14 protein-coding genes are annotated in these 18,142 nt (G+C 69.0%); 8 read left to right on the forward strand and 6 right to left on the reverse strand.

Annotation, left to right across the window (positions count from 1 at the left end; all coding sequences use genetic code 11):
• Positions 1-161: 161 nt before the first annotated feature.
• The 5 genes from AC07PV_RS24260 to AC07PV_RS24280 all read left to right on the forward strand — a co-directional run bounded on the left by AC07PV_RS24260 (position 162) and on the right by AC07PV_RS24280 (position 9,083).
• Complete coding sequence (locus tag AC07PV_RS24260; RefSeq protein ID WP_218293652.1) at positions 162-2,678, forward strand: putative bifunctional diguanylate cyclase/phosphodiesterase; 2,517 nt, start codon at positions 162-164, stop codon at positions 2,676-2,678.
• 75 nt (positions 2,679-2,753) lie between these two features.
• Entirely contained in the window at positions 2,754-3,977 is a 1,224-nt protein-coding gene (locus AC07PV_RS24265) for an FAD-dependent monooxygenase (RefSeq protein ID WP_494631536.1), read from the forward strand.
• Between the two features lie 236 nt (positions 3,978-4,213).
• Entirely contained in the window at positions 4,214-6,136 is a 1,923-nt protein-coding gene (locus AC07PV_RS24270) for a PrkA family serine protein kinase (RefSeq protein WP_218341875.1), read from the forward strand.
• A gap of 56 nt (positions 6,137-6,192) precedes the next feature.
• Positions 6,193-7,458 carry a YeaH/YhbH family protein gene (locus AC07PV_RS24275; protein WP_492245830.1) on the forward strand — a complete coding sequence of 422 codons (1,266 nt, stop codon included), beginning with the start codon at positions 6,193-6,195 and terminating at the stop codon, positions 7,456-7,458.
• Positions 7,455-9,083 carry a SpoVR family protein gene (locus AC07PV_RS24280; protein ID WP_218341874.1) on the forward strand — a complete coding sequence of 543 codons (1,629 nt, stop codon included), beginning with the start codon at positions 7,455-7,457 and terminating at the stop codon, positions 9,081-9,083. Before AC07PV_RS24275 ends, AC07PV_RS24280 begins: the two co-directional genes overlap by 4 nt.
• A gap of 158 nt (positions 9,084-9,241) precedes the next feature.
• Here AC07PV_RS24280 and AC07PV_RS24285 read toward each other — a convergent pair whose 3' ends face one another.
• Both AC07PV_RS24285 and AC07PV_RS24290 read right to left on the reverse strand, forming a co-directional pair.
• Positions 9,242-9,604, reverse strand: coding sequence for a MerR family transcriptional regulator (locus AC07PV_RS24285; RefSeq protein WP_218341873.1), 363 nt, complete (start codon positions 9,602-9,604; stop codon positions 9,242-9,244).
• Positions 9,591-10,451 carry an ornithine carbamoyltransferase gene (locus AC07PV_RS24290; protein ID WP_494631537.1) on the reverse strand — a complete coding sequence of 287 codons (861 nt, stop codon included), beginning with the start codon at positions 10,449-10,451 and terminating at the stop codon, positions 9,591-9,593. The genes AC07PV_RS24285 and AC07PV_RS24290 overlap by 14 nt, the downstream gene beginning before the upstream one ends.
• 86 nt (positions 10,452-10,537) lie before the next feature.
• Here AC07PV_RS24290 and AC07PV_RS24295 point away from each other — a divergent pair, with 86 nt between their 5' ends.
• Entirely contained in the window at positions 10,538-11,029 is a 492-nt protein-coding gene (locus tag AC07PV_RS24295) for a hypothetical protein (RefSeq protein ID WP_218341871.1), read from the forward strand.
• On the opposite strand, the gene AC07PV_RS24300 is transcribed toward AC07PV_RS24295, so the two are convergent.
• A complete protein-coding gene (locus AC07PV_RS24300) occupies positions 10,995-12,188 on the reverse strand; it encodes an MFS transporter (protein WP_494631555.1) in 1,194 nt (397 codons plus the stop codon). The two genes, AC07PV_RS24295 and AC07PV_RS24300, sit on opposite strands and share 35 nt — an antisense overlap.
• Positions 12,189-12,835: 647 nt before the next feature.
• On the opposite strand from AC07PV_RS24300, the gene AC07PV_RS24305 reads away from it, so the two are divergent.
• Positions 12,836-13,201: an MliC family protein gene (locus AC07PV_RS24305; RefSeq protein ID WP_218293660.1), complete on the forward strand. Its 366-nt coding sequence runs from the start codon at positions 12,836-12,838 to the stop codon at positions 13,199-13,201.
• A 342-nt stretch (positions 13,202-13,543) separates the two neighbouring features.
• On the opposite strand, the gene AC07PV_RS24310 is transcribed toward AC07PV_RS24305, so the two are convergent.
• Both AC07PV_RS24310 and AC07PV_RS24315 read right to left on the reverse strand, forming a co-directional pair.
• Positions 13,544-14,047 carry a hypothetical protein gene (locus AC07PV_RS24310; RefSeq protein WP_369641783.1) on the reverse strand — a complete coding sequence of 168 codons (504 nt, stop codon included), beginning with the start codon at positions 14,045-14,047 and terminating at the stop codon, positions 13,544-13,546.
• Positions 14,031-14,873, reverse strand: a complete 843-nt coding sequence (locus AC07PV_RS24315; RefSeq protein ID WP_494631538.1) for a DUF6502 family protein — start codon at positions 14,871-14,873, stop codon at positions 14,031-14,033. Before AC07PV_RS24315 ends, AC07PV_RS24310 begins: the two co-directional genes overlap by 17 nt.
• Positions 14,874-15,025: 152 nt before the next feature.
• Here AC07PV_RS24315 and AC07PV_RS24320 point away from each other — a divergent pair, with 152 nt between their 5' ends.
• Positions 15,026-17,053 carry a beta-propeller domain-containing protein gene (locus AC07PV_RS24320; protein ID WP_494631539.1) on the forward strand — a complete coding sequence of 676 codons (2,028 nt, stop codon included), beginning with the start codon at positions 15,026-15,028 and terminating at the stop codon, positions 17,051-17,053.
• 192 nt (positions 17,054-17,245) lie between these two features.
• On the opposite strand, the gene kynA is transcribed toward AC07PV_RS24320, so the two are convergent.
• Positions 17,246-18,139: a tryptophan 2,3-dioxygenase gene (kynA, locus tag AC07PV_RS24325; RefSeq protein WP_494631540.1), complete on the reverse strand. Its 894-nt coding sequence runs from the start codon at positions 18,137-18,139 to the stop codon at positions 17,246-17,248.
• Positions 18,140-18,142 lie beyond the last annotated feature (3 nt).

The raw sequence follows: 18,142 nt of genomic DNA on the forward strand, positions 1-18,142 counted from the left end.
GTGGAGACGACGGGGCAGCTGTCGTTCCTGCGGCTGCATGGCTGCGAGGGGTTCCAGGGGTTTCTTTTCGGGCGGCCGGTGCCCATCGACGTATTTGTGCGCGAGCACCAGCTGGGCCTGTTCGCGCAGCCCGTGGTGGCCGTGGCCGAGGGGCGCAAGCCATGACCGCCGGGCCAGGCATCCTCTGGGTGGACAGCGACACGCAGCATGCCGCGGTGGCGCGGCGCCTGATCGCCGCGCACCACCCGGGCTGGCGCGTGGTCAACAGCCCCACGCCGGACACCGCGCGGGCGCCGCTGGCCTCGCAGGCCTGGGATGCCGTGGTGCTGTGCCTCAAGCCCTCGGTGCAGGATCTGCCCGGCGTGCTGGAGCTGTGCGCCGGGCGCCCCGTGCTCATGTGCATCGACGCCCACCAGGAGGCCCTGGCCGCGCGCGCGTTCCGCTGCGGACTGGGCGACTACATGGTGCGCGACGCCGATGGCGTGGCCCACCTGGGCGAGCTGCTGCACCGGCTGGCCGCGCTGCTGCACAGGACCCAGGGGCAGAGCCAGCCCGTGCGCATGGTGGACGCCCGCATCTGGCAGGATGCGCTGACCCTGCTGCAGGAGCAGCGCGCCACGCTGCAGGTCACGCTTGCCAGCATGAGCCAGGGCATCTTCAAGACCGCGCCGGATGGGAGCATCACCGTCTACAACCAGCGCGTGCTCGAGCTGCTGGACCTGCCCGAATCCCTGATGGCCACGCGGCCCACCCTGGCCGACCTGACCCGCATCCAGGCCGAGCGGGGCGATTTTGGCGAAGGCCATCGCCTCGTGGACCGGCGCGGGCATGCCTACGTGGCGGGCGGCGCGGTCGCCGCCGCCCCGTCGGTCTACTGGCGCACCACGCGCGATGGCCGTACCTTCGAGGTGCGCACCACCGAGCTGCCCGACGGCGGCCTGGTGCGCACCTTCGCCGATGTGAGCGACTACGTGCGCGTGGAGAACGAGCTGCGCGAGAGCGAGGCACGCTTTCGCTCGCTGAGCGACCTGTCGTCCGACTGGTACTGGGAGCACGACGCCGAAGGCCGCTTCGTGCAGCTGGCGGGCGATCTCAGCGTCAATGGCATCCCCCTGTCCAACGTGATGGGCCGCACCCGCTGGGAGATCGGCGCGCTCAACATGACCGAGGCCGACTGGGCGGCGCACCGCGCGGTGCTGCAGGCCCGGCAGCCGTTTCGCGACCTGGAGCTGCAGCGCCACCGGCCCGATGGCAGCATGCACTGGATCTCGGTCAGCGGGGTGCCCGTGTTCGATGCCCAGGGCGCGCTGTGGGGCTACCGGGGCGTGGGCCGCGACATCACCGAGCGCAAGGAGGTCGAAAGCCAGATCGAGCGTCTGGCGTTCTACGACATGCTCACCGGCCTGCCCAACCGCCGCATGCTGGTGGACCGCCTGCAGCGCGCGATGGCGGTGGTCGCCCGGTCGGGTGCGCAGGGCGCGCTGCTGTTCATCGACCTGGACAACTTCAAGGACCTCAACGACACCCTGGGCCATGACACGGGCGACCAGCTGCTGCTGCAGGTGGCCCAGCGCCTGAAGGGCTGCGTGCGCGAGGCCGACACCGTGTCGCGCTTTGGCGGCGATGAGTTCGTGGTGCTGGTGGAAGGCCTGAGCGCCGACGGCCCCCATGCCAGCGCCGAGGCCGCCCTGGTGGCCAGCCACATCGCCACCACGCTGGGCAAGCCCTACGCGCTGGGCGAGACCAGCCACCACAGCACGCCCAGCATCGGCATCGCGCTGTTTGGCCAGCAGACCTGCAGCGTGGACGAACTGCTCAAGCACGCAGACCTGGCCATGTACCAGGCCAAGGCCGCGGGGCGCAACACCCAGCGCTTCTTCGACCCCGACATGCAGGCCGCCGTCAGCAACCGCTCGGCGCTGGAAGCCGACCTGCGCCGGGGCCTGCAGGAAAAAGAACTGGTGCTGTATTTCCAGCCCGTGGTGGACGGCAAGGGCCGCCTGCAGGGCGCGGAGGCCCTGGTGCGCTGGAAGCACCCGCGGCGCGGTCTCGTATCACCGGCCGAGTTCATTCCGCTGGCCGAACAGACGGGGCTGATCCTGCCGCTCGGGCACTGGGTGCTCGAAGCTGCCTGCGCGCAGCTCGTGGCCTGGTCGCGCAGCTCGCTCACGCGCCAGTTCTTTCTGTCGGTGAACGTGAGCGTGCGGCAGTTCCGCCAGCCCGATTTCGTCGAGCAGATGCTGGGCATCCTGCACAAGAGCGGCGCCAACCCCGAGCGCCTGAAGCTGGAACTGACCGAAAGCCTGCTGCTGGCGGATGTGGAGGACGTGATCTCGCGCATGGAATACCTGCGGCGCTACGGCGTGGGGTTCTCGCTCGATGACTTCGGCACGGGCTACTCGTCGCTGAGCTACCTCAAGCGCCTGCCGCTGGACCAGCTCAAGATCGACCAGGGCTTCGTGCGCGACCTGCAGACCGACCCCAACGACGCGGCCATCGTGCGCACCATCCTGGCCCTGGCGCACAGCCTGGACCTGGCCGTGGTGGCCGAGGGCGTGGAGACCACGGGGCAGCTGGAGTTCCTGCAGCGCCACGGCTGCCAGGCTTTCCAGGGCTATCTGTTTGGCCGCCCCATGCCGGCGGAGGTGCTGGAGCGCGCCCTGCGGCCCGCGCTGTGACGGCGCGCAGCCTTCCTCGCGCGGGCCCTGCGCCATGACAAGCCGCGGCGGGCGTCCGCACGGCACAATCGGTGCATGAAGAAGCAGGTACTGGTCGCCGGTGGCGGCATTGGGGGGCTGGCAGCGGCGCTGGGCGCATCGCGGGCGGGCTGGGACGTGCGGCTGTACGAGCGCGCCGCAGCCTTCAGCGAGGTGGGCGCGGGGGTGCAGATCGGGCCCAACGTGGTGCGCCGCCTGCAGGCCTGGGGACTGCAGCAGCCGCTGCAGGCCGTGGCGGCGTTTCCGAGCCGGCTGCAGGTGCGCAATGCCGTCAGCGGCCGCGAACTGGCCGTGCTGCCGCTGGGCCCGACAGCGGTGCAGCGCTACGGCGCCGCCTACGCCACCATCCACCGCGCCGACCTGCACGGCCTGCTGCTGGCGGCGCTGACCAAATACACCGACACGCAGCTGCACCTCGCGCACGCGATCGAGGGCTTTGCCGACGGCGATGGCGTCGTCACCGTGCGCACGAGCCGGGGCAAGGAGGTGGAAGGCGATGCGCTCATCGGCGCCGACGGCCTGTGGAGCCGCACCCGCACGCAGCTGCTGGGCGCGGTGGCGCCGCGCGTGACGGGGCACCTGGCCTACCGCGCCCTGGTGCCGCAGCACGCACTGCCCGGCGCGCTGCGCACCGCGCAGGTCACGGCCTGGCTGGGCCCGCGCCTGCATGCGGTGCAGTACCCCGTGCGCCGGGGCGAACTGCAGAACATCGTCGTCATCGTGCAGGGCCCCGCGCCGCAAGACCTGGAGAACTGGGACCATGCTGCCAACGCCACGGGGCTGGAACACGCCCTGCAGGGCACCTGCACCGCGCTGCAGGACGTGGTGCGCAGCGTGAGCGACCAGGGCGGCGCGGGCGGCGCGGGCGGCTGGCGCCTGTGGCCGCTGTGCGACCGGCCGCCGGTGCGTGGCGCGGGCGACATGGCGCAGGGCCTGGTCGCCCTGCTGGGCGATGCCGCCCACCCCATGCGCCCTTACCTGGCCCAGGGCGCGGGCATGGCCATCGAGGACGCGGCGGAACTGCAGCGCGCGCTGGCCATGCACGACCTGGAGGTGCCGCTGCGCCTGACCCGGTATGCCCTCAACCGCTGGCAGCGCAATGCGCGCGTGCAGGCCCGCTCCACGCGCAACGGGCGCATCTTCCACGCCATGGGCCCCGTGCGCTGGGGGCGGGATCTCTCATTGCGCCTGCTGGGCGAACGGCTGCTGGACGTGCCCTGGCTGTACCGGGGCGATGGCTCCATTGCCAGTTCGCTGTGATGCCCTTGCGCGATAGCTGGCCGCGCTGGATGGCGGGGCCCTCGCACCAATGAACTTTGCGCGGCATGCCTGCTCTATCCATGGGCGGGCATGGATGTAAAAAGCACCGCATGCGCACACAAACACCCTGTTCAAGGGCGGACCATGGTGCTACAAAGAGATGAGCCAGTAGCGATTCCCACTGCAACACCGTGGCACTTCCCGGGCCCGCCAGGGGTGCCGCCACAGGAGGTCGTATGGATGCCATCAGCAGTTTCGCCGCGCGCTACGCCCGCAGCCGCGAAGAGGAAATGTCGATCGACGAGTACCTCGCCGAGTGCAAGCGCGATCCCATGGCCTATGCCACGGCGGCCCAGCGCATGCTGGCCGCCATCGGCGATCCCGAGATGGTGGACACGCGCAACGACCCGCGCCTGTCGCGCATCTTCGCCAACAAGGTGATCAAGCGCTACCCCACGTTCGCCGAGTTCTACGGCATGGAGGATGCCATCGAGCAGGTGGTGAGCTTCTTTCGCCATGCCGCGCAGGGGCTGGAGGAGCGCAAGCAGATCCTCTACCTGCTGGGGCCGGTGGGCGGGGGCAAGAGTTCCATCGCCGAGCGGCTCAAGTACCTGATGCAGAAGGTGCCGTTCTATGCGATCAAGGGCTCGCCGGTGAACGAGTCGCCGCTCGGGCTGTTCGACGCGATGGAGGACGGCCCGGTGCTGGAGGAGCAGTTCGGCATTCACCGGCGCTACCTGCAGCGCGTGCTGTCGCCCTGGGCGGTCAAGCGGCTCGACGAGTTCGGCGGCGACATCCGCCAGTTCCGCGTGGTCAAGCGCTACCCCAGCATCTTGAAGCAGGTGGGCATTGCCAAGACCGAGCCGGGCGACGAGAACAACCAGGACATCTCCAGCCTGGTGGGCAAGGTGGACATCCGCAAGCTCGAGACCTTTGCCCAGGACGACACCGACGCCTACAGCTACAGCGGCGGCCTGTGCCTGGCCAACCAGGGGCTGCTGGAATTCGTGGAGATGTTCAAGGCGCCCATCAAGGTGCTGCACCCGCTGCTCACCGCCACGCAGGAGGGCAACTACAAGGGCACGGAGGGCTTCGGCGCGATCCCGTTCGACGGCGTGGTGCTGGCCCACAGCAACGAGAGCGAGTGGAAGGCCTTTCGCAACAACAAGAACAACGAGGCCTTCCTGGACCGCATCTACATCGTCAAGGTGCCGTACTGCCTGCGCGTGAGCGAGGAGATACGGATCTACGAGAAGCTGATCCGCGAATCGTCGCTGGGCAACGCCGTGTGCGCGCCGGGCACGCTCAAGATGATGTCGCAGTTCGCCATCTTGACGCGCCTGAAGGAGCCCGAGAACTCCAGCATCTTCAGCAAGATGCAGGTGTATGACGGCGAGAGCCTGAAGGACACCGACCCGCGCGCCAAGAGCTACCAGGAGTACCGCGACTACGCCGGCGTGGACGAGGGCATGACCGGCATCTCCACGCGCTTCGCGTTCAAGATCCTGTCCAAGGTGTTCAACTTCGACAGCGCCGAGCTGGCGGCCAACCCGGTGCACCTCATGTATGTGCTGGAGCAGCAGATCGAGCGCGAGCAGTTCCCCTCCGAGCTGGAAACCAAGTACACCAGCTACATCAAGGAGTTCCTGTCACCGCGCTATGCCGAGTTCATCGGCAAGGAGATACAGACGGCCTACCTGGAGAGTTACAGCGAGTACGGGCAGAACATCTTCGACCGCTACGTCACCTACGCCGACTACTGGATCCAGGACAACGAGTACCGCGACACCGACACCGGCGAGGTGTTCGACCGCAGTGCGCTCAACGCCGAACTCGAGAAGATCGAGAAGCCCGCGGGCATTGCCAACCCCAAGGATTTCCGCAACGAGATCGTCAACTTCGTGCTGCGCGCGCGCGCCAACAACCAGGGCAACAACCCGAGCTGGACCAGCTACGAGAAACTGCGCCTGGTGATCGAGAAGAAGATGTTCTCCAACACCGAGGAGCTGCTGCCCGTCATCAGCTTCAACGCGAAGGCCAGTGCCGAGGAGGCGCGCAAGCACGAGGATTTTGTCACCCGCATGGTGGACAAGGGCTACACCCCCAAGCAGGTGCGTTTGTTGTGCGAGTGGTACCTGCGCGTTCGAAAAAGCAGTTGATCGGGGTTGCCAGCGCGTCCCGCCGGGGCGCCTGTCCATGCATGGGAGCTAAGCAGATGGCATTGCAAATCATCGACCGCAGGCTCGCAGGCAAGAACAAGTCGGTCGGGAACCGCGAGCGCTTTGTCCGCCGCTTCAAGGAGCAGATCGCGGACAGCGTGCGCCGCGCTGTGTCCAGGCGCAGCATCCGCGACATCGAGCAGGCCGAGAGCGTCACCATCCCGCGCAAGGACATTGGCGAGCCCGTGTTCCACCATGGCCAGGGCGGCATCCACGACGTGGTGCACCCCGGCAATGCGGAGCATGTGCGCGGCGACCGCATCGCGCGGCCCAAGGGGGGCACCGGCAGCGGCTCGCAGGCCAGCGACAGCGGGGAGGGAGAGGACGACTTCACCTTCACGCTGACCAAGGAAGAGTTCATGCAGCTCTTCTTCGAAGACCTCGCGCTGCCGCGCCTGCTGCGCACGCACATCGGCGAGAACCCGAAATGGAAGTCGCGCCGCGCCGGCTACAGCCAGGACGGCATTCCCAACAACCTGGCGGTGCTGCGCACCATGCGCGGGGCGCTGGGGCGGCGCATCGCGCTGGGCAAGGCGCCACACCGCGAGCTTGTGGCGCTGCAGGCGCAGCTCGACGCGCTGCTGGCGCAGGATGACGGCACCAGCGAGGCGGTGGCCGAGCTGCAGCGCCGCATCGACACGCTCCGGCAGCGCATCGACCGGATTCCGTACCTCGACCCCATCGACCTGCGTTTTCGGGCCAGGGTGCAGGTGCCGGTGCCCAACAGCCAGGCGGTGATGTTCTGCCTGATGGACGTCTCGGGCTCCATGGACGAGGCCCGCAAGGACCTGGCCAAGCGCTTCTTCATCCTGCTGTACCTGTTCCTCACGCGGCACTACGAGACGATCGACATCGTCTTCATCCGCCACCACACCCAGGCCACCGAGGTGAGCGAGGAGCAGTTCTTCCACTCCACCGAGAGTGGTGGCACGGTGGTCAGCAGCGCGCTGGTGCTGCTCGACCAGATCATCCGCGCGCGCTACCCCGCTGGGGACTGGAACATCTACGCCGCCCAGGTCAGCGATGGCGACAACTTCACCAACGACAGCGGCAATTGCCGCAGCCTGCTGGTGGAGCGGATCCTCCCGCTGGTGCGCTACTTTGCCTATGTGCAGGTGGCCCAGGAAGAGCAGAACCTGTGGGACGAATACAGCCAGCTGCTGGCGCTCCATCCCCATTTCGCCATGCGCAAGGTCTCCGAGCCGGGCGACATCTATCCCGTGTTCCGCGACCTCTTCAAGAGCGAGGGGGTGCAGGTATGAACATGACCCAATACCCGGTGCTGGAGCGTCGCATCCGCGACAACCCCTGGAAGACCGCCCTCGTCGGCGAGCGCCGCCACCGCACCGTGCCCGAGCAGCTCCTGCCCGCCGGGGCGCGGCCCGCCCAGCCGCTGCCCGACCCGGGCGACTGGACGTTCGAGCTGATCGAGCGCTACCACGGCGCGATCGCCGCCACCGCCGAGCGCTTCGGCCTGGACACCTATCCCAACCAGCTGGAGGTCATCACCGCCGAGCAGATGATGGACGCCTACTCCAGCGTGGGCATGCCGGTGAACTACCGCCACTGGAGCTACGGCAAGGAGTTCCTGGCCACCGAACGGCGCTACCGGCGCGGCCACATGGGGCTGGCCTACGAGATCGTCATCAACGCCAACCCCTGCATCAGCTACCTGATGGAGGAGAACACCACCGCCATGCAGGCGCTGGTGATCGCGCATGCGGCCTACGGGCACAACAGCTTCTTCAAGGGCAACTACCTGTTTCGCATGTGGACGGACGCCTCCTCCATCATCGACTACCTGGTGTATGCCAAGGACTACGTGGCCCAGTGCGAGGAACGCTACGGCTTCGACGAGGTGGAGCGGCTTCTGGATTCGTGCCACGCGCTGGCCAACTTTGGCGTGGACCGCTACCGCCGTCCCTCCAAGAAGAACCTGGCACGCGAGCGCCTGGAGCGCGAGCAGCGCGAGGCCTACGCGCAGCAGCAGGTCAACGAGCTGTGGCGCACCCTGCCCACCCGGCCCGGCAAGGACGGCGCGGCGCAGGAGCACCACCGCTTTCCGAAGGAGCCGCAGGAGAACATCCTGTACTTCATCGAGAAGAACGCGCCGCTGCTGGAGCCCTGGCAGCGCGAGATCGTGCGCATCGTGCGCAAGATCGCGCAGTATTTCTACCCCCAGCGGCAGAGCCAGGTCATGAACGAGGGCTGGGCCACTTTCTGGCACTACACCCTGCTCACCACCCTGTACGACGAGGGCTACCTGAGCGACGGGGTGATGATCGAATGGCTGGGCTCGCACACCAACGTGATCTTCCAGCCCCCCGTGGGGCACCGCGCCTACAGCGGCATCAACCCCTACGCGCTGGGTTTTTCCATGTACCGCGACATCCAGCGCATCTGCCAGAACCCCACGGCCGAAGACCGGCGCTGGTTCCCCGACATCGCGGGCTCCCCGTGGCTGCCCACGCTCGACCATGCCATGCGCAACTTCAAGGACGAGAGCTTCATCGGCCAGTACCTGAGCCCGCACCTGATGCGCGAGATGCGGCTGTTCGCCCTGCACGACGATGCCAACGAGCGCGAGCTGGTGGTCAGCGAGATCCATGACGAGAACGGCTACCGCGGCCTGCGCCAGATGCTCTCGCAGCAATACGACCTGGGCACGCGCGAGCCCAACATCCAGGTGTGGAACGTGAACCTGCGCGGTGACCGCAGCCTGACCCTGCGCCATACCCAGTACCAGGGCCGCCCGCTGGGCGACGACACGCAGGAGGTGCTCAGGCACGTGGCGCGCCTGTGGGGTTTTGGCGTGCAGATCGAGAGCGTGGACGCCTACGGCAACCACCCGGTGCTGCTGCACACGGTGCCTGGGTCCATTGCGTGAGCGCGTTCCAGCCGCCGCTGCGGTGGCTGGAACGGCCCTGCCGTGCCCGTGGCGCCACTGCAATCACTGCCTTGATGCTATTAATTAAATAGCTTGCAGCGCTTTATGGATAAGCGCAAGAGCCTCTTTTTGCTGAAAGTTCTGAAGCGGAGCGGGCCTCAGCCAGCCTGCGCCGCGCGCAGCGGGCAGTCGGTGGCCACGCGTTCGGCCAGCGTCTGGCGCAACGCCTGCAGCGCGGCGATGCGCGTGTCGATCTCCTGCAGTTTGGTGGCCAGCACCTGCGCCAGCGCGGGCGCGGGGTCGGGCGTGTCCCAGATGCCGGGCAGCCGGTCGCCAATCTCCGCCAGCGTGAAGCCCAGCTGCTGCGCCATGCGGATGTACTGCACCAGCATCACCGCTTCGGGTGGGTAGTCGCGGTAGCCGTTGGCCAGCCTGCGCGAGCGGATCAGCCCTTGCTGCTCATAAAAGCGCAGCGCCTCGCGGCTCAGTCCCGAGGCGGCGGCGAGCTCACCGATCCGCATGGGCGTCCCCGGTGCCGGCCTTTTTTTCCGATGCCAGCACCCAGCGCAGGATGGCAGCCTGTACCGGCAGCAGCAGTTCCTTTTGTGCGTAGCCCACGAAGCCGGGGTAGGCCAGCGGGTCCACCGCCAGCTCGCGGCCCAGGGTGAAAGGCGGCGTGGGCAGCAGGGCGGGGTGGCCCATCGCGGCCAGATGCTCTTCGGTCAACGGCGCCAGGTCGGCCTGCGTGGTGGCGCCGGCCTCGGCGCTGGCGGGCCAGCTGTCGGTGACCACCACATCCACCGCGTCCGGCAGCGCGGACGGTTCCACGAATTGCACGTTCGGCAGCGCCTCGTGAAAGCGCCGGTCGCACACCTGCACCAGCCCGAACCCCATCACCCGTGCCAGTTCGTGCCATGAGCGGAACACGTTGGTGCTGGGCCCCCACAGGCACACGCGTGCTTCCCGCAGCGGCTTGATCCGGCTGTCGACGTAGTACGCGTCGGTCAGCACCTCGCAGGGGTGGCCCTGGGCCGACATCGCATTGATCACGGGCCGGCGCGACGCCGCCGCGAAGGCCGAGAGCCGGGGGTGGTCGGACTCGCGCACCACGTACAGCGCGTAGAACGGGTCCAGGTAGCCGGCCAGGTCCTCGGGCCGCTCCCAGGTCTTGAGCAGATGGGGAAGCTCGGTGAACGCCAGGCCCAGCTGCCGGAACGCCTGGATGAACGTGGTGCGCGTGCGGATGCCGTTGCCCTCGAACGACCACGCCACGGTGCCCGCCAACGCGGGGCCCGGCGCGCCGCCCGCGAGCGCCCAGATCTGGCGTATGTCGGCAGGCTGCAGGTCGGCCAGCTGAAGAAGGTCCATGCGGATGCCCCAAAAAAGTGCTTGACCCTGAAGCGTACTTCAGGCCTGAAGCTCGGGGCCTCTTCCACTTCGATGACCGCACCGCCATGGCCACTTTCGCTGCCACGTTCCCAGCCTTTTCCGAATCCCGCTACCTGCGCGTCGTGCGTGCCAGCGGCTGGTACGACCTGCTCGTGACCTGGCCGTTCGCGCTGCCCTGGACCTTTGCCTGGCTCTACGCGCAGCTGGGGCTTGTCGCCCAGGCGCTGGCCCTGCCAGGCACGCTGCACCCGCTTGATACCACCCACATGCTGCTGGCCAACCTCCTGGGGTCGGTGGTGGTCGTGTGGTCGGCGGCGCGCATCGCGGCGCCTTCGCTGCTGCTGGGGCGGCTCGATGGCGTGGCCCGTTTCCTGTTCGCGGCATGGCAGATCTATGCCGTGGCCCATGGGGCCAGCGCCATCGTGCTGGGCTTCACCGCGTTCGAGCTGCTGTTCGGCGTGCTGCAGTGGTGGCGCGTGGCGGGCGCGGGCCTGGCGGCCTGCCCGCCCGGCCGCGGCCGCGTCAATGCGCGGGAGCCGGTGCGGGCAGCAACCTGAAGGCGAGCACGCCCGCGGCCAGCATGCCGGCGATGGTGAGCATCACGGCCACGTACGGGTCCGCGCCCCGCGCGGCCGCCTGCGAGGCGGCCAGGCCCGTCACCCACTGCATCAGCGCCACGCCCAGGAACAGCGCCATGGTGAACACCGCCATGGCACGCCCCGTCATGGCCGCCGGGTAGGACGAGCGCACGTCTGCGTACTGCAGCACCATGTAGCCCGACAGCAGGCCCACGGCGATGGAGCCGCCCACGTCCAGCCACTCGGCGTGCAGGAAGCCGATGGCGGCGAACAGCCCGGCGAGCAGCACGGTAAAGCCCGCCAGCCAGCGCCTGCGCCGCGCGGGGCCCGGGTCCAGCCGGCCGAAATAGGCCGGGGTGAACAGCGACACCAGCGACGACAGCATGGCCACGTTGCCGCTGGCCACCAGCGAATAGCCGTGCCGCTCGATCAACAGCGGCCCCAGCCACAGCCCGCGCAGCGTGAGGAACGACGCATACGTCATCAGCGCCAGCAGCATGATCCCCGCCGTGTGCGGCAGCAGGAACAGGGCTCCGAAGCCGCGCACCGCATCACCCACCGACTCGCGCGGCTGCGGGGCCTGCGCGGCGTGAACGGGGTGGGTGGGTTCATGCACTTTCCAGAAGATCAGCAGCCAGGCCAGCGCGGCCAGGCCCGCCAGCACGGCGAAGCCCATGCGCCAGGACGACTGCTGCACCAGCCAGGCCAGCGGCGTGCCCGTGAACAGCATGCCCAGCCCGCCCACGCCCATGGCCACGCCCGACACCATCGCGAAGCGGCTGGCGGGGAAGTAGCGCGCGATGAACACCGTGCAGACCAGAAACGCGGGCGCGCAGCCCACGCCGATGAGCACCTGGCCCAGCAACACGCCGCCGTAGCTCGGGGCCAGCGCCGAGAGCAGCGAGCCCGCGATGGCGAGCGGAAACGCCACCAGCAGCGTGCGCCGCACGCCGTACAGGTCGATGCCGATGCCCATGAAGAGCTGCATGGTGCCGAAGGCGAAGGCAAACGCCCCCGCGAAGACCCCCAGTGCCTCGGCCGAAAGGCCGAACTCCGCGCGCAGCCCGGTGGCCATGATGGCGGTGATGGTGCGAAACGCCTGGCTCAGCGCGAAGCCGGAGACCAGCGCGAGCAGCATGGCCCAGGCGGCGCGGGGCGCCAGAAGCGGGGAGGGCGTGGGGGAAGGGGGCGCCTGCACGGTGATGGATCTCCTGTAGTGCGCGGCGCCCCGGACTGCGGTTCAACCAGGCAAAGGGCGCGCTGCCCACCGAGGGTAACTGCACGGCGGCGCCCTGGCTGTCGCTGGTGGACAAGCCGGGCGGCTGCGAGGGCGCCGCGCGAAGGGGCGCCTAGGGTATGTCCCGATCCCCTGCCGGCGGCCAGCGCGGCGTGTCGGCCACCCGGCATCTTTGGCGAAATGTGCTCTCAATCGGGCGCAGCGCAGCGCATTGCGCCGCTGCGTGGCTTCAATGGCACCCCGCGAAGGGGCTTTGGGGTCCGTCACGAGGGCGCCACAGGGGCGGGGCAGACTTTAGAGGAGGCTCTCGATGTGGGGATCACCCCAATGACGGGCCAGGGGGCCTGAGGCACTCTTGTGGGCATGCCTTGCGCCGGTGTGGGTCATGGTTCTGAAGTCGCTGGTTTCGGTCTCTCGCAAGCAGGATGGCGCAGGCAGTGGGTGGTAGTGGCAAGGTTCGTGCTTATGGGGCCAGGGGGCCTCGAGCCGTTGGACGTTGGAAGTTGTCGGGTGGGCTGCAAGGTGCACCGCGACGTCAGGAGTGACCGATGAAGAAGATGGTTTTGCTGAGTTCAGGTGCGCTGGCGACCCTGATGCTGACGGGCTGTGCGAGCCAGCCGCCCGCCCTGCAGGCTTTCAGTGAGCCGGTGGACCGCAGCAGCATGCAGTTCGCGTGCGGCAACGGCGAAAAGGTGGAAATGCAGTTCTATCCCGAACAGGGCATGGGTGTGCTGCTGCGCAGTGGCTGGACGGTCGATCTGCCCAAGCAGGTGGCCGAGACGGGGTATGCCTACAGCAATGGCCCGACGACCGTGCTGGGCAAGGGCAACGAGCTGACCATCCAGATCGGCCACCTGGCACCGATCTGGTGCCGCAGCAGCCGCCCCATGATGGTGGCCGGCAGCGCCCGGTAGCCTTCCTTTCCGCCCCGCTTTTTTCCTCGCCTTCTCCTTCAGGCGGGGCCGCGGGGCCGGTGGCATGGCGCACGCCGGCCATCCCTGCGGTGTGCTGCGTGGCGCCCGCTCCATGTTCGTGCCCAGGGCCTGTGCGACGCCGCGGGCAGGTGCCCCGCGCGCCAGGCTCCGTGCGGCCCGGGCAATCCCCTTCCCTTGAACCCCGTACTTCGCGTGGCTGCGGCCGAAGTCCAACTATCCGGCGCGCGTGCGTGCGGGCGGATGTGATGACGGAAGGCGGGCTGCGCCGGCCGTTCGCCCGGCCTGTGCCGCCAGCCGCACCGCCCGCCGCCCGCCCGGCCCCTAGCTGCCGGCGGTGCACGCCTCGGGCGAGGCGGCGGCCGGGCGCTGCTCCAGCGTCAGCGGCTCCACCAGGTGGTTGCCATGGGCGTCGCGCACCGTGGCGGCCACCTCCCGGCTGTTGTCAGCCCGCGTTTCGCTGAACTGCAGCCGCAGGACCGCGGGCACGGTGCCCGTCAGCGCCAGGCCATTGTCGAAACCCGTGGTCTCCAGGGTGCCTTCCAGCACGGCCAGGCCCTGGGCGTCGATCTCCCAGGGGCCGGTGTGGATGAAGCGCCGGCAGGTGACGGTCAGCTCGACCAGCTCATCCTCCAGCCGCAGATTGACCTGGCCGCAGGTGGGACAGGGCACGCCCGCCGAGAAACCCGAGCCCGAGAAGTTGAGCACCCCGCTGATGGGCCCCGTGCCGGTTCCGCCCGTGCCGGGGCCGCAAGCGGCCAGGGCCAGCAAGGTGGCCAGTGTGAGCAGTCTGGCCCCGCGGGCCAGGCGTTCAGGAAGGACGTTCATCTTTGTCTGCGGCATAGAAGTAGCTGCCAAAGCGGGCGCGCCGGTTGCGCTCGCCGGGCGGGGTGTTGTGCTGGTCGTGGTCGTAGCGGGCCTGGGCCTCGGTCATCACCGTCTTGAACGCCTGGCGCCATGCCCTGGCCGCCACCGCATGCAGGCGCTGGGCGGACTCCTCGCTGAGCTGGTCCACGAAGACGGCCTGCTCCAGGTAGTTGTGCCCGCCCTGCAGGTTCAGGCTGGCGGCGGCCAGGTGGTCGTGCAGGTTGTCCTGCATCAGCCGCGCCATTTCCGCGAAGCCCTGGCGCGGCACGAAGCCCGCCGCCAGCAGCCGGACCTGCCCGTCCCCGCTTTCCTCGGCCATGCCCAGCCGCACCAGCTCGTCGAGCACGGCACGGGGCCGTACGTCGCTGCTGATGCCGGCCACCAGCGCATCGAAGTGGGGCGCATCGCCATTGCTGCTGCTGCTGCTGCGGGGCAGCGCGCGGGGCTGGCCTTCGTCGTCCAGGCAATCGGCCTGGCTCAGCCAGCGCGCCGCGACCTGGCTGGCCATGCTGAGGGGGGTCTCGGCGGGCCCGTCCTCGGCGGCGGGCTCGGCCAGGCGGCCCAGGTTGCGCACGTCGCGCCGGTGCACGCCGGACATCAGGCTCAGGGCGCTGTCGGTGGCCTTCTTGCCCGTGCCCTGCAGTTCGTCCTGGGCGGCCTCCAGGAACACCTTCTTCATGGCCGCCGCGAAGGCCGGGTAGGCCACGCCATTGCGCAGCAGCAACCGCGCCAGAGGGCGCAGCACATGCAGGGCGGAAGCCAGGACGATGGCGGAGCGGGAAGGCATGCGGGTGTGGGCGCGGGGCGTGTCAGGGGCGGGTGGCCATTGTCATACGGTTGACCGGTGGAAATTTTGTGGGATATTATCCCACTTATCCAAATCGAGGCCGGTGGCGAAGGCGCCCGGGGCCCAGATCCATCCACAGGGAGAAAAATCGAATGGCATACCGAGGGTTGATGAAGAAGGTCGCGGGCGTGCCGCCCGCCTGGCTGGCCGTGGCAACGGCCGCATTCGTGTCCGGGTGCGGCGGGGGCAGCGGGGATGGCGGCGGGCCGCTCACGCCCAACGAGGCGCGGCTGCAGGTCACGCGCTCTGGCGATCTGGTGGCGTACTTCAAGGCCAAGATCGCCCAGCGTGCCGCGCTGGGCTACAGCGGCACGGCCATCACCGTGCCCACCGTGGGGGCGCTGAGCGCCGCGGGCAGCGTGGTCGCCAACACGGGCGTGCCGCTGGCCGGGCCTGCGGTGGAGGAAGACGGCCTCATCAAGGCCGAGGGCGGCATGCTCTACGGCCTGCACCGGGCCTACGCCACGGACGCGGGCCGCGAACCTCCGCGTTTCTCGACCCTGGCCCGCGCGGCCGATGGCAGCCTGAGCAACGTGGGCCGCGTCACGCTGGACGCGAAGTTCATCCCCCATGGCCTGTACGTGGCGGGCGGCGGCACGCGTGCCGCCGTGTTGTCCCAGCAGGACCCGTATGCCGACCGGCAGCCCATCGTGGCGGCGGACGCGGGCATCACCGTGATGCCCGAATACAGCCGCATGCTGTCGCTGGACCTGTTCTCGGTCGGCAAGGACGCGGCCCCGATGCAGCTCAAGCAGATGCGCATCGACGGGCTGCTGGTGGGCAGCCGCCTGATTGGCAACACGCTGTACCTGGTCACCACCTGGTCGCCCGACCTTCTGCGCTTCAACGTGCCTGCCGGGGCTTCGGCATCGGCCGTGGAGGCCGCGCTGAAGGACCTGAACACCGCCGCGCTGATTCCGACCCTGCGCGTGGACGGCGGCCAGCCCCAGCCGCTGGTGAACGAAGCCGACTGCCTGGTGCAGACGGGCAATGCCTCGCTGTCGCTGCAGCTCACTTCCATCACGGCCATCGACCTGGCGTCATCGAACCTGGCGCGCACGAGCCGGTGCTTCGCGGGGGGCAGCGAGGCGGTGCACCTGGGCGCGCGCAGCGTGTACGTGGCCAGCTCGCGCCAGTACCGCTATGGCGGCGACGTGATCAACACCGTGTTCCCGGCGGGCAGCCGCACCGACATCCACAAGTTCACCTTCCGGGGCGCGCAGGTGGACTACGACGCATCGGGCAGCGTGGACGGCCACCTGGGCTGGGACCTGCGCCGCATGCCGTCGCGCCTGAACGAGCACCAGAACGACCTGCGCGTGCTGACCTTCACGGGCGCGGCGGGCCAAAGCGGCATGCCGCCGGTGACCATCCAGGCGCAGCAGGCCTCGCCCGCGCTGCTGACGGTGCTGCGCGACAGTGGCAGCGACAGCCGCCTGAGCGTGCAGGCCAAGCTGGCCCTCAAGCCGCGCACGGCACGCGGCGACCAGCAGGTGGACACCGTGTTCTTCGCGGGCCCACGGGCCTATGCCACCACCTTCGCCGCGGCCGAGCCCGTGTGGGTGCTCGACCTGGCCAGCCCGGCGAACCCCACGGTGGCGGGCGAGCTGGCGGCTGGCGGCCATGCGGACCACCTGGTCCCGCTGCCCGGCGGGCTGCTGCTGGGCGTGGGCAAGGACAGCACGCTCGGCGGCACGGCCGAGGGCATCCAGCTTGCGCTGTTTGACGTGCGCAACCCGGCGCAGGGCCGGCGGCTGGCGGCCGGGAAGCTGGGTGGCCGTGGCAGCATCACCACGCTCGACAGCACGCGCCCCGTGCTCGACGTGCAGGCCCTGGACACCCGGGTGCGCCTGGCGTTTCCCGCCCGGGTCTACCAGGCCCCGACGGCCGCCGGCACATCGTCTGCGCTGCGGGGCTACCAGGGGGCCGCACGGCTGGAAGTGAACACCAGCGCTGGCACGCTGGCGCTGCGCTCCATGGCCGTCTCCACGCCCATCCTGAACGGCGACACGCCCGAGCTCCACCAGCGTTTCGACATCACCAGCGAGCGCAGCCTGCAGGTGGACAACGCCGCCTACCAGCTCTCGGGCGGGCAGGTGTTCACCAAGGTGGGGGACTGAAGGCGGCGCCAGGATGAACGTCCCGGCGCGGCCAGTGGCGGGCTGGGCGGGACGCATGCTCAAGGGAGAAAAAACTACAAAAATAATAGCTGCCAGCGCTTGTGTGGAAAGCGCTGCCGGCATCTCGAGGGCCTGTCCGTCAGGGGGCGGCAGGCTTCTTTTTTGCGTGCTGGCAGGCCCGTGCCCCGCTGCTCAGAGGTCCGTGCGCAGCTTCCAGATCTCGGGGAACAGCACCACGTCCAGCATCTTGCGCAGGTAGCTCACGCCGCCGGTGCCGCCCGTGCCGCGCTTGAAGCCGATCACGCGCTCCACGGTGGTCACGTGCCGAAAGCGCCACAGGCGGAATGCGTCTTCCAGGTCGGTGAGTTCCTCGCCCAACTGGTAAAGGTCCCAGTGCTCCTTGGGGTTGCGGTACACCACCAGCCAGGCCCGCTCCACGCCGTCGCTTTCCGCGTAGGGCTGGGTCCAGTCGCGCTCCAGGTGGCTGGCGGGCACGGGGATGCCGCGGCGCGCCAGCAGGCGCAGGGCTTCGTCGTACAGCGAGGGCGCCTCGTACGCGGCCTGCACCTGGGCCAGCAGGTCGGCACGGTGCTCGTGGGGCTTGAGCATGGCGCGGTTCTTGTTGCCCAGGGCGAATTCGATGCTGCGGTACTGGTAGCTCTGAAAGCCGCTGGACTGGCCCAGGTACGGGCGCATGGCGGTGTATTCGGGCGGTGTCATGGTGGCCAGCACGTCCCAGGCGTGCACCAGCTGCTCCATGATCTTGGAGACGCGCGCCAGCATCTTGAAGGCCATCTGCAACTCGTCGTTGGCGATGTGCGTTATGGCCGCGCGCAGCTCGTGCAGCATGAGCTTCATCCACAGCTCGCTGGTCTGGTGCTGCACGATGAACAGCATCTCGTCGTGCGCGGGCGAGAGCGGCTTTTGCGCGGTGAGGATGGCATCGAGCTGCAGGTAGTCGCCGTAGCTCATCGACTGGCTGAAGTCGAGCTGGGCGCGTTCCTCGTGCACGATGGACTCGGGCAGGGGCGTGGCGGACGCTGCGCCGGCAGCGCCTTGCGACGGGGTTTGCGAGAAGGGGCACATGGT

The sequence above is a fragment of the Acidovorax sp. GW821-FHT09A11 genome (assembly GCF_059418365.1).

Excerpts from the sequence above, each read along its gene's own strand:
- AC07PV_RS24260 (WP_218293652.1), top strand. The coding sequence starts at position 162 with ATGACCGCCGGGCCAGGCATCCTCTGGGTGGACAGCGACACGCAGCAT.
- AC07PV_RS24265 (WP_494631536.1), top strand. The coding sequence starts at position 2,754 with ATGAAGAAGCAGGTACTGGTCGCCGGTGGCGGCATTGGGGGGCTGGCA.
- AC07PV_RS24270 (WP_218341875.1), top strand. The coding sequence starts at position 4,214 with ATGGATGCCATCAGCAGTTTCGCCGCGCGCTACGCCCGCAGCCGCGAA.
- AC07PV_RS24275 (WP_492245830.1), top strand. The coding sequence starts at position 6,193 with ATGGCATTGCAAATCATCGACCGCAGGCTCGCAGGCAAGAACAAGTCG.
- AC07PV_RS24280 (WP_218341874.1), top strand. The coding sequence starts at position 7,455 with ATGAACATGACCCAATACCCGGTGCTGGAGCGTCGCATCCGCGACAAC.
- AC07PV_RS24285 (WP_218341873.1), bottom strand. The coding sequence starts at position 9,604 with ATGCGGATCGGTGAGCTCGCCGCCGCCTCGGGACTGAGCCGCGAGGCG.
- AC07PV_RS24290 (WP_494631537.1), bottom strand. The coding sequence starts at position 10,451 with ATGGACCTTCTTCAGCTGGCCGACCTGCAGCCTGCCGACATACGCCAG.
- AC07PV_RS24295 (WP_218341871.1), top strand. The coding sequence starts at position 10,538 with ATGGCCACTTTCGCTGCCACGTTCCCAGCCTTTTCCGAATCCCGCTAC.
- AC07PV_RS24300 (WP_494631555.1), bottom strand. The coding sequence starts at position 12,188 with ATGCTGCTCGCGCTGGTCTCCGGCTTCGCGCTGAGCCAGGCGTTTCGC.
- AC07PV_RS24305 (WP_218293660.1), top strand. The coding sequence starts at position 12,836 with ATGAAGAAGATGGTTTTGCTGAGTTCAGGTGCGCTGGCGACCCTGATG.
- AC07PV_RS24310 (WP_369641783.1), bottom strand. The coding sequence starts at position 14,047 with ATGAACGTCCTTCCTGAACGCCTGGCCCGCGGGGCCAGACTGCTCACA.
- AC07PV_RS24315 (WP_494631538.1), bottom strand. The coding sequence starts at position 14,873 with ATGCCTTCCCGCTCCGCCATCGTCCTGGCTTCCGCCCTGCATGTGCTG.
- AC07PV_RS24320 (WP_494631539.1), top strand. The coding sequence starts at position 15,026 with ATGGCATACCGAGGGTTGATGAAGAAGGTCGCGGGCGTGCCGCCCGCC.
- kynA (WP_494631540.1), bottom strand. The coding sequence starts at position 18,139 with ATGTGCCCCTTCTCGCAAACCCCGTCGCAAGGCGCTGCCGGCGCAGCG.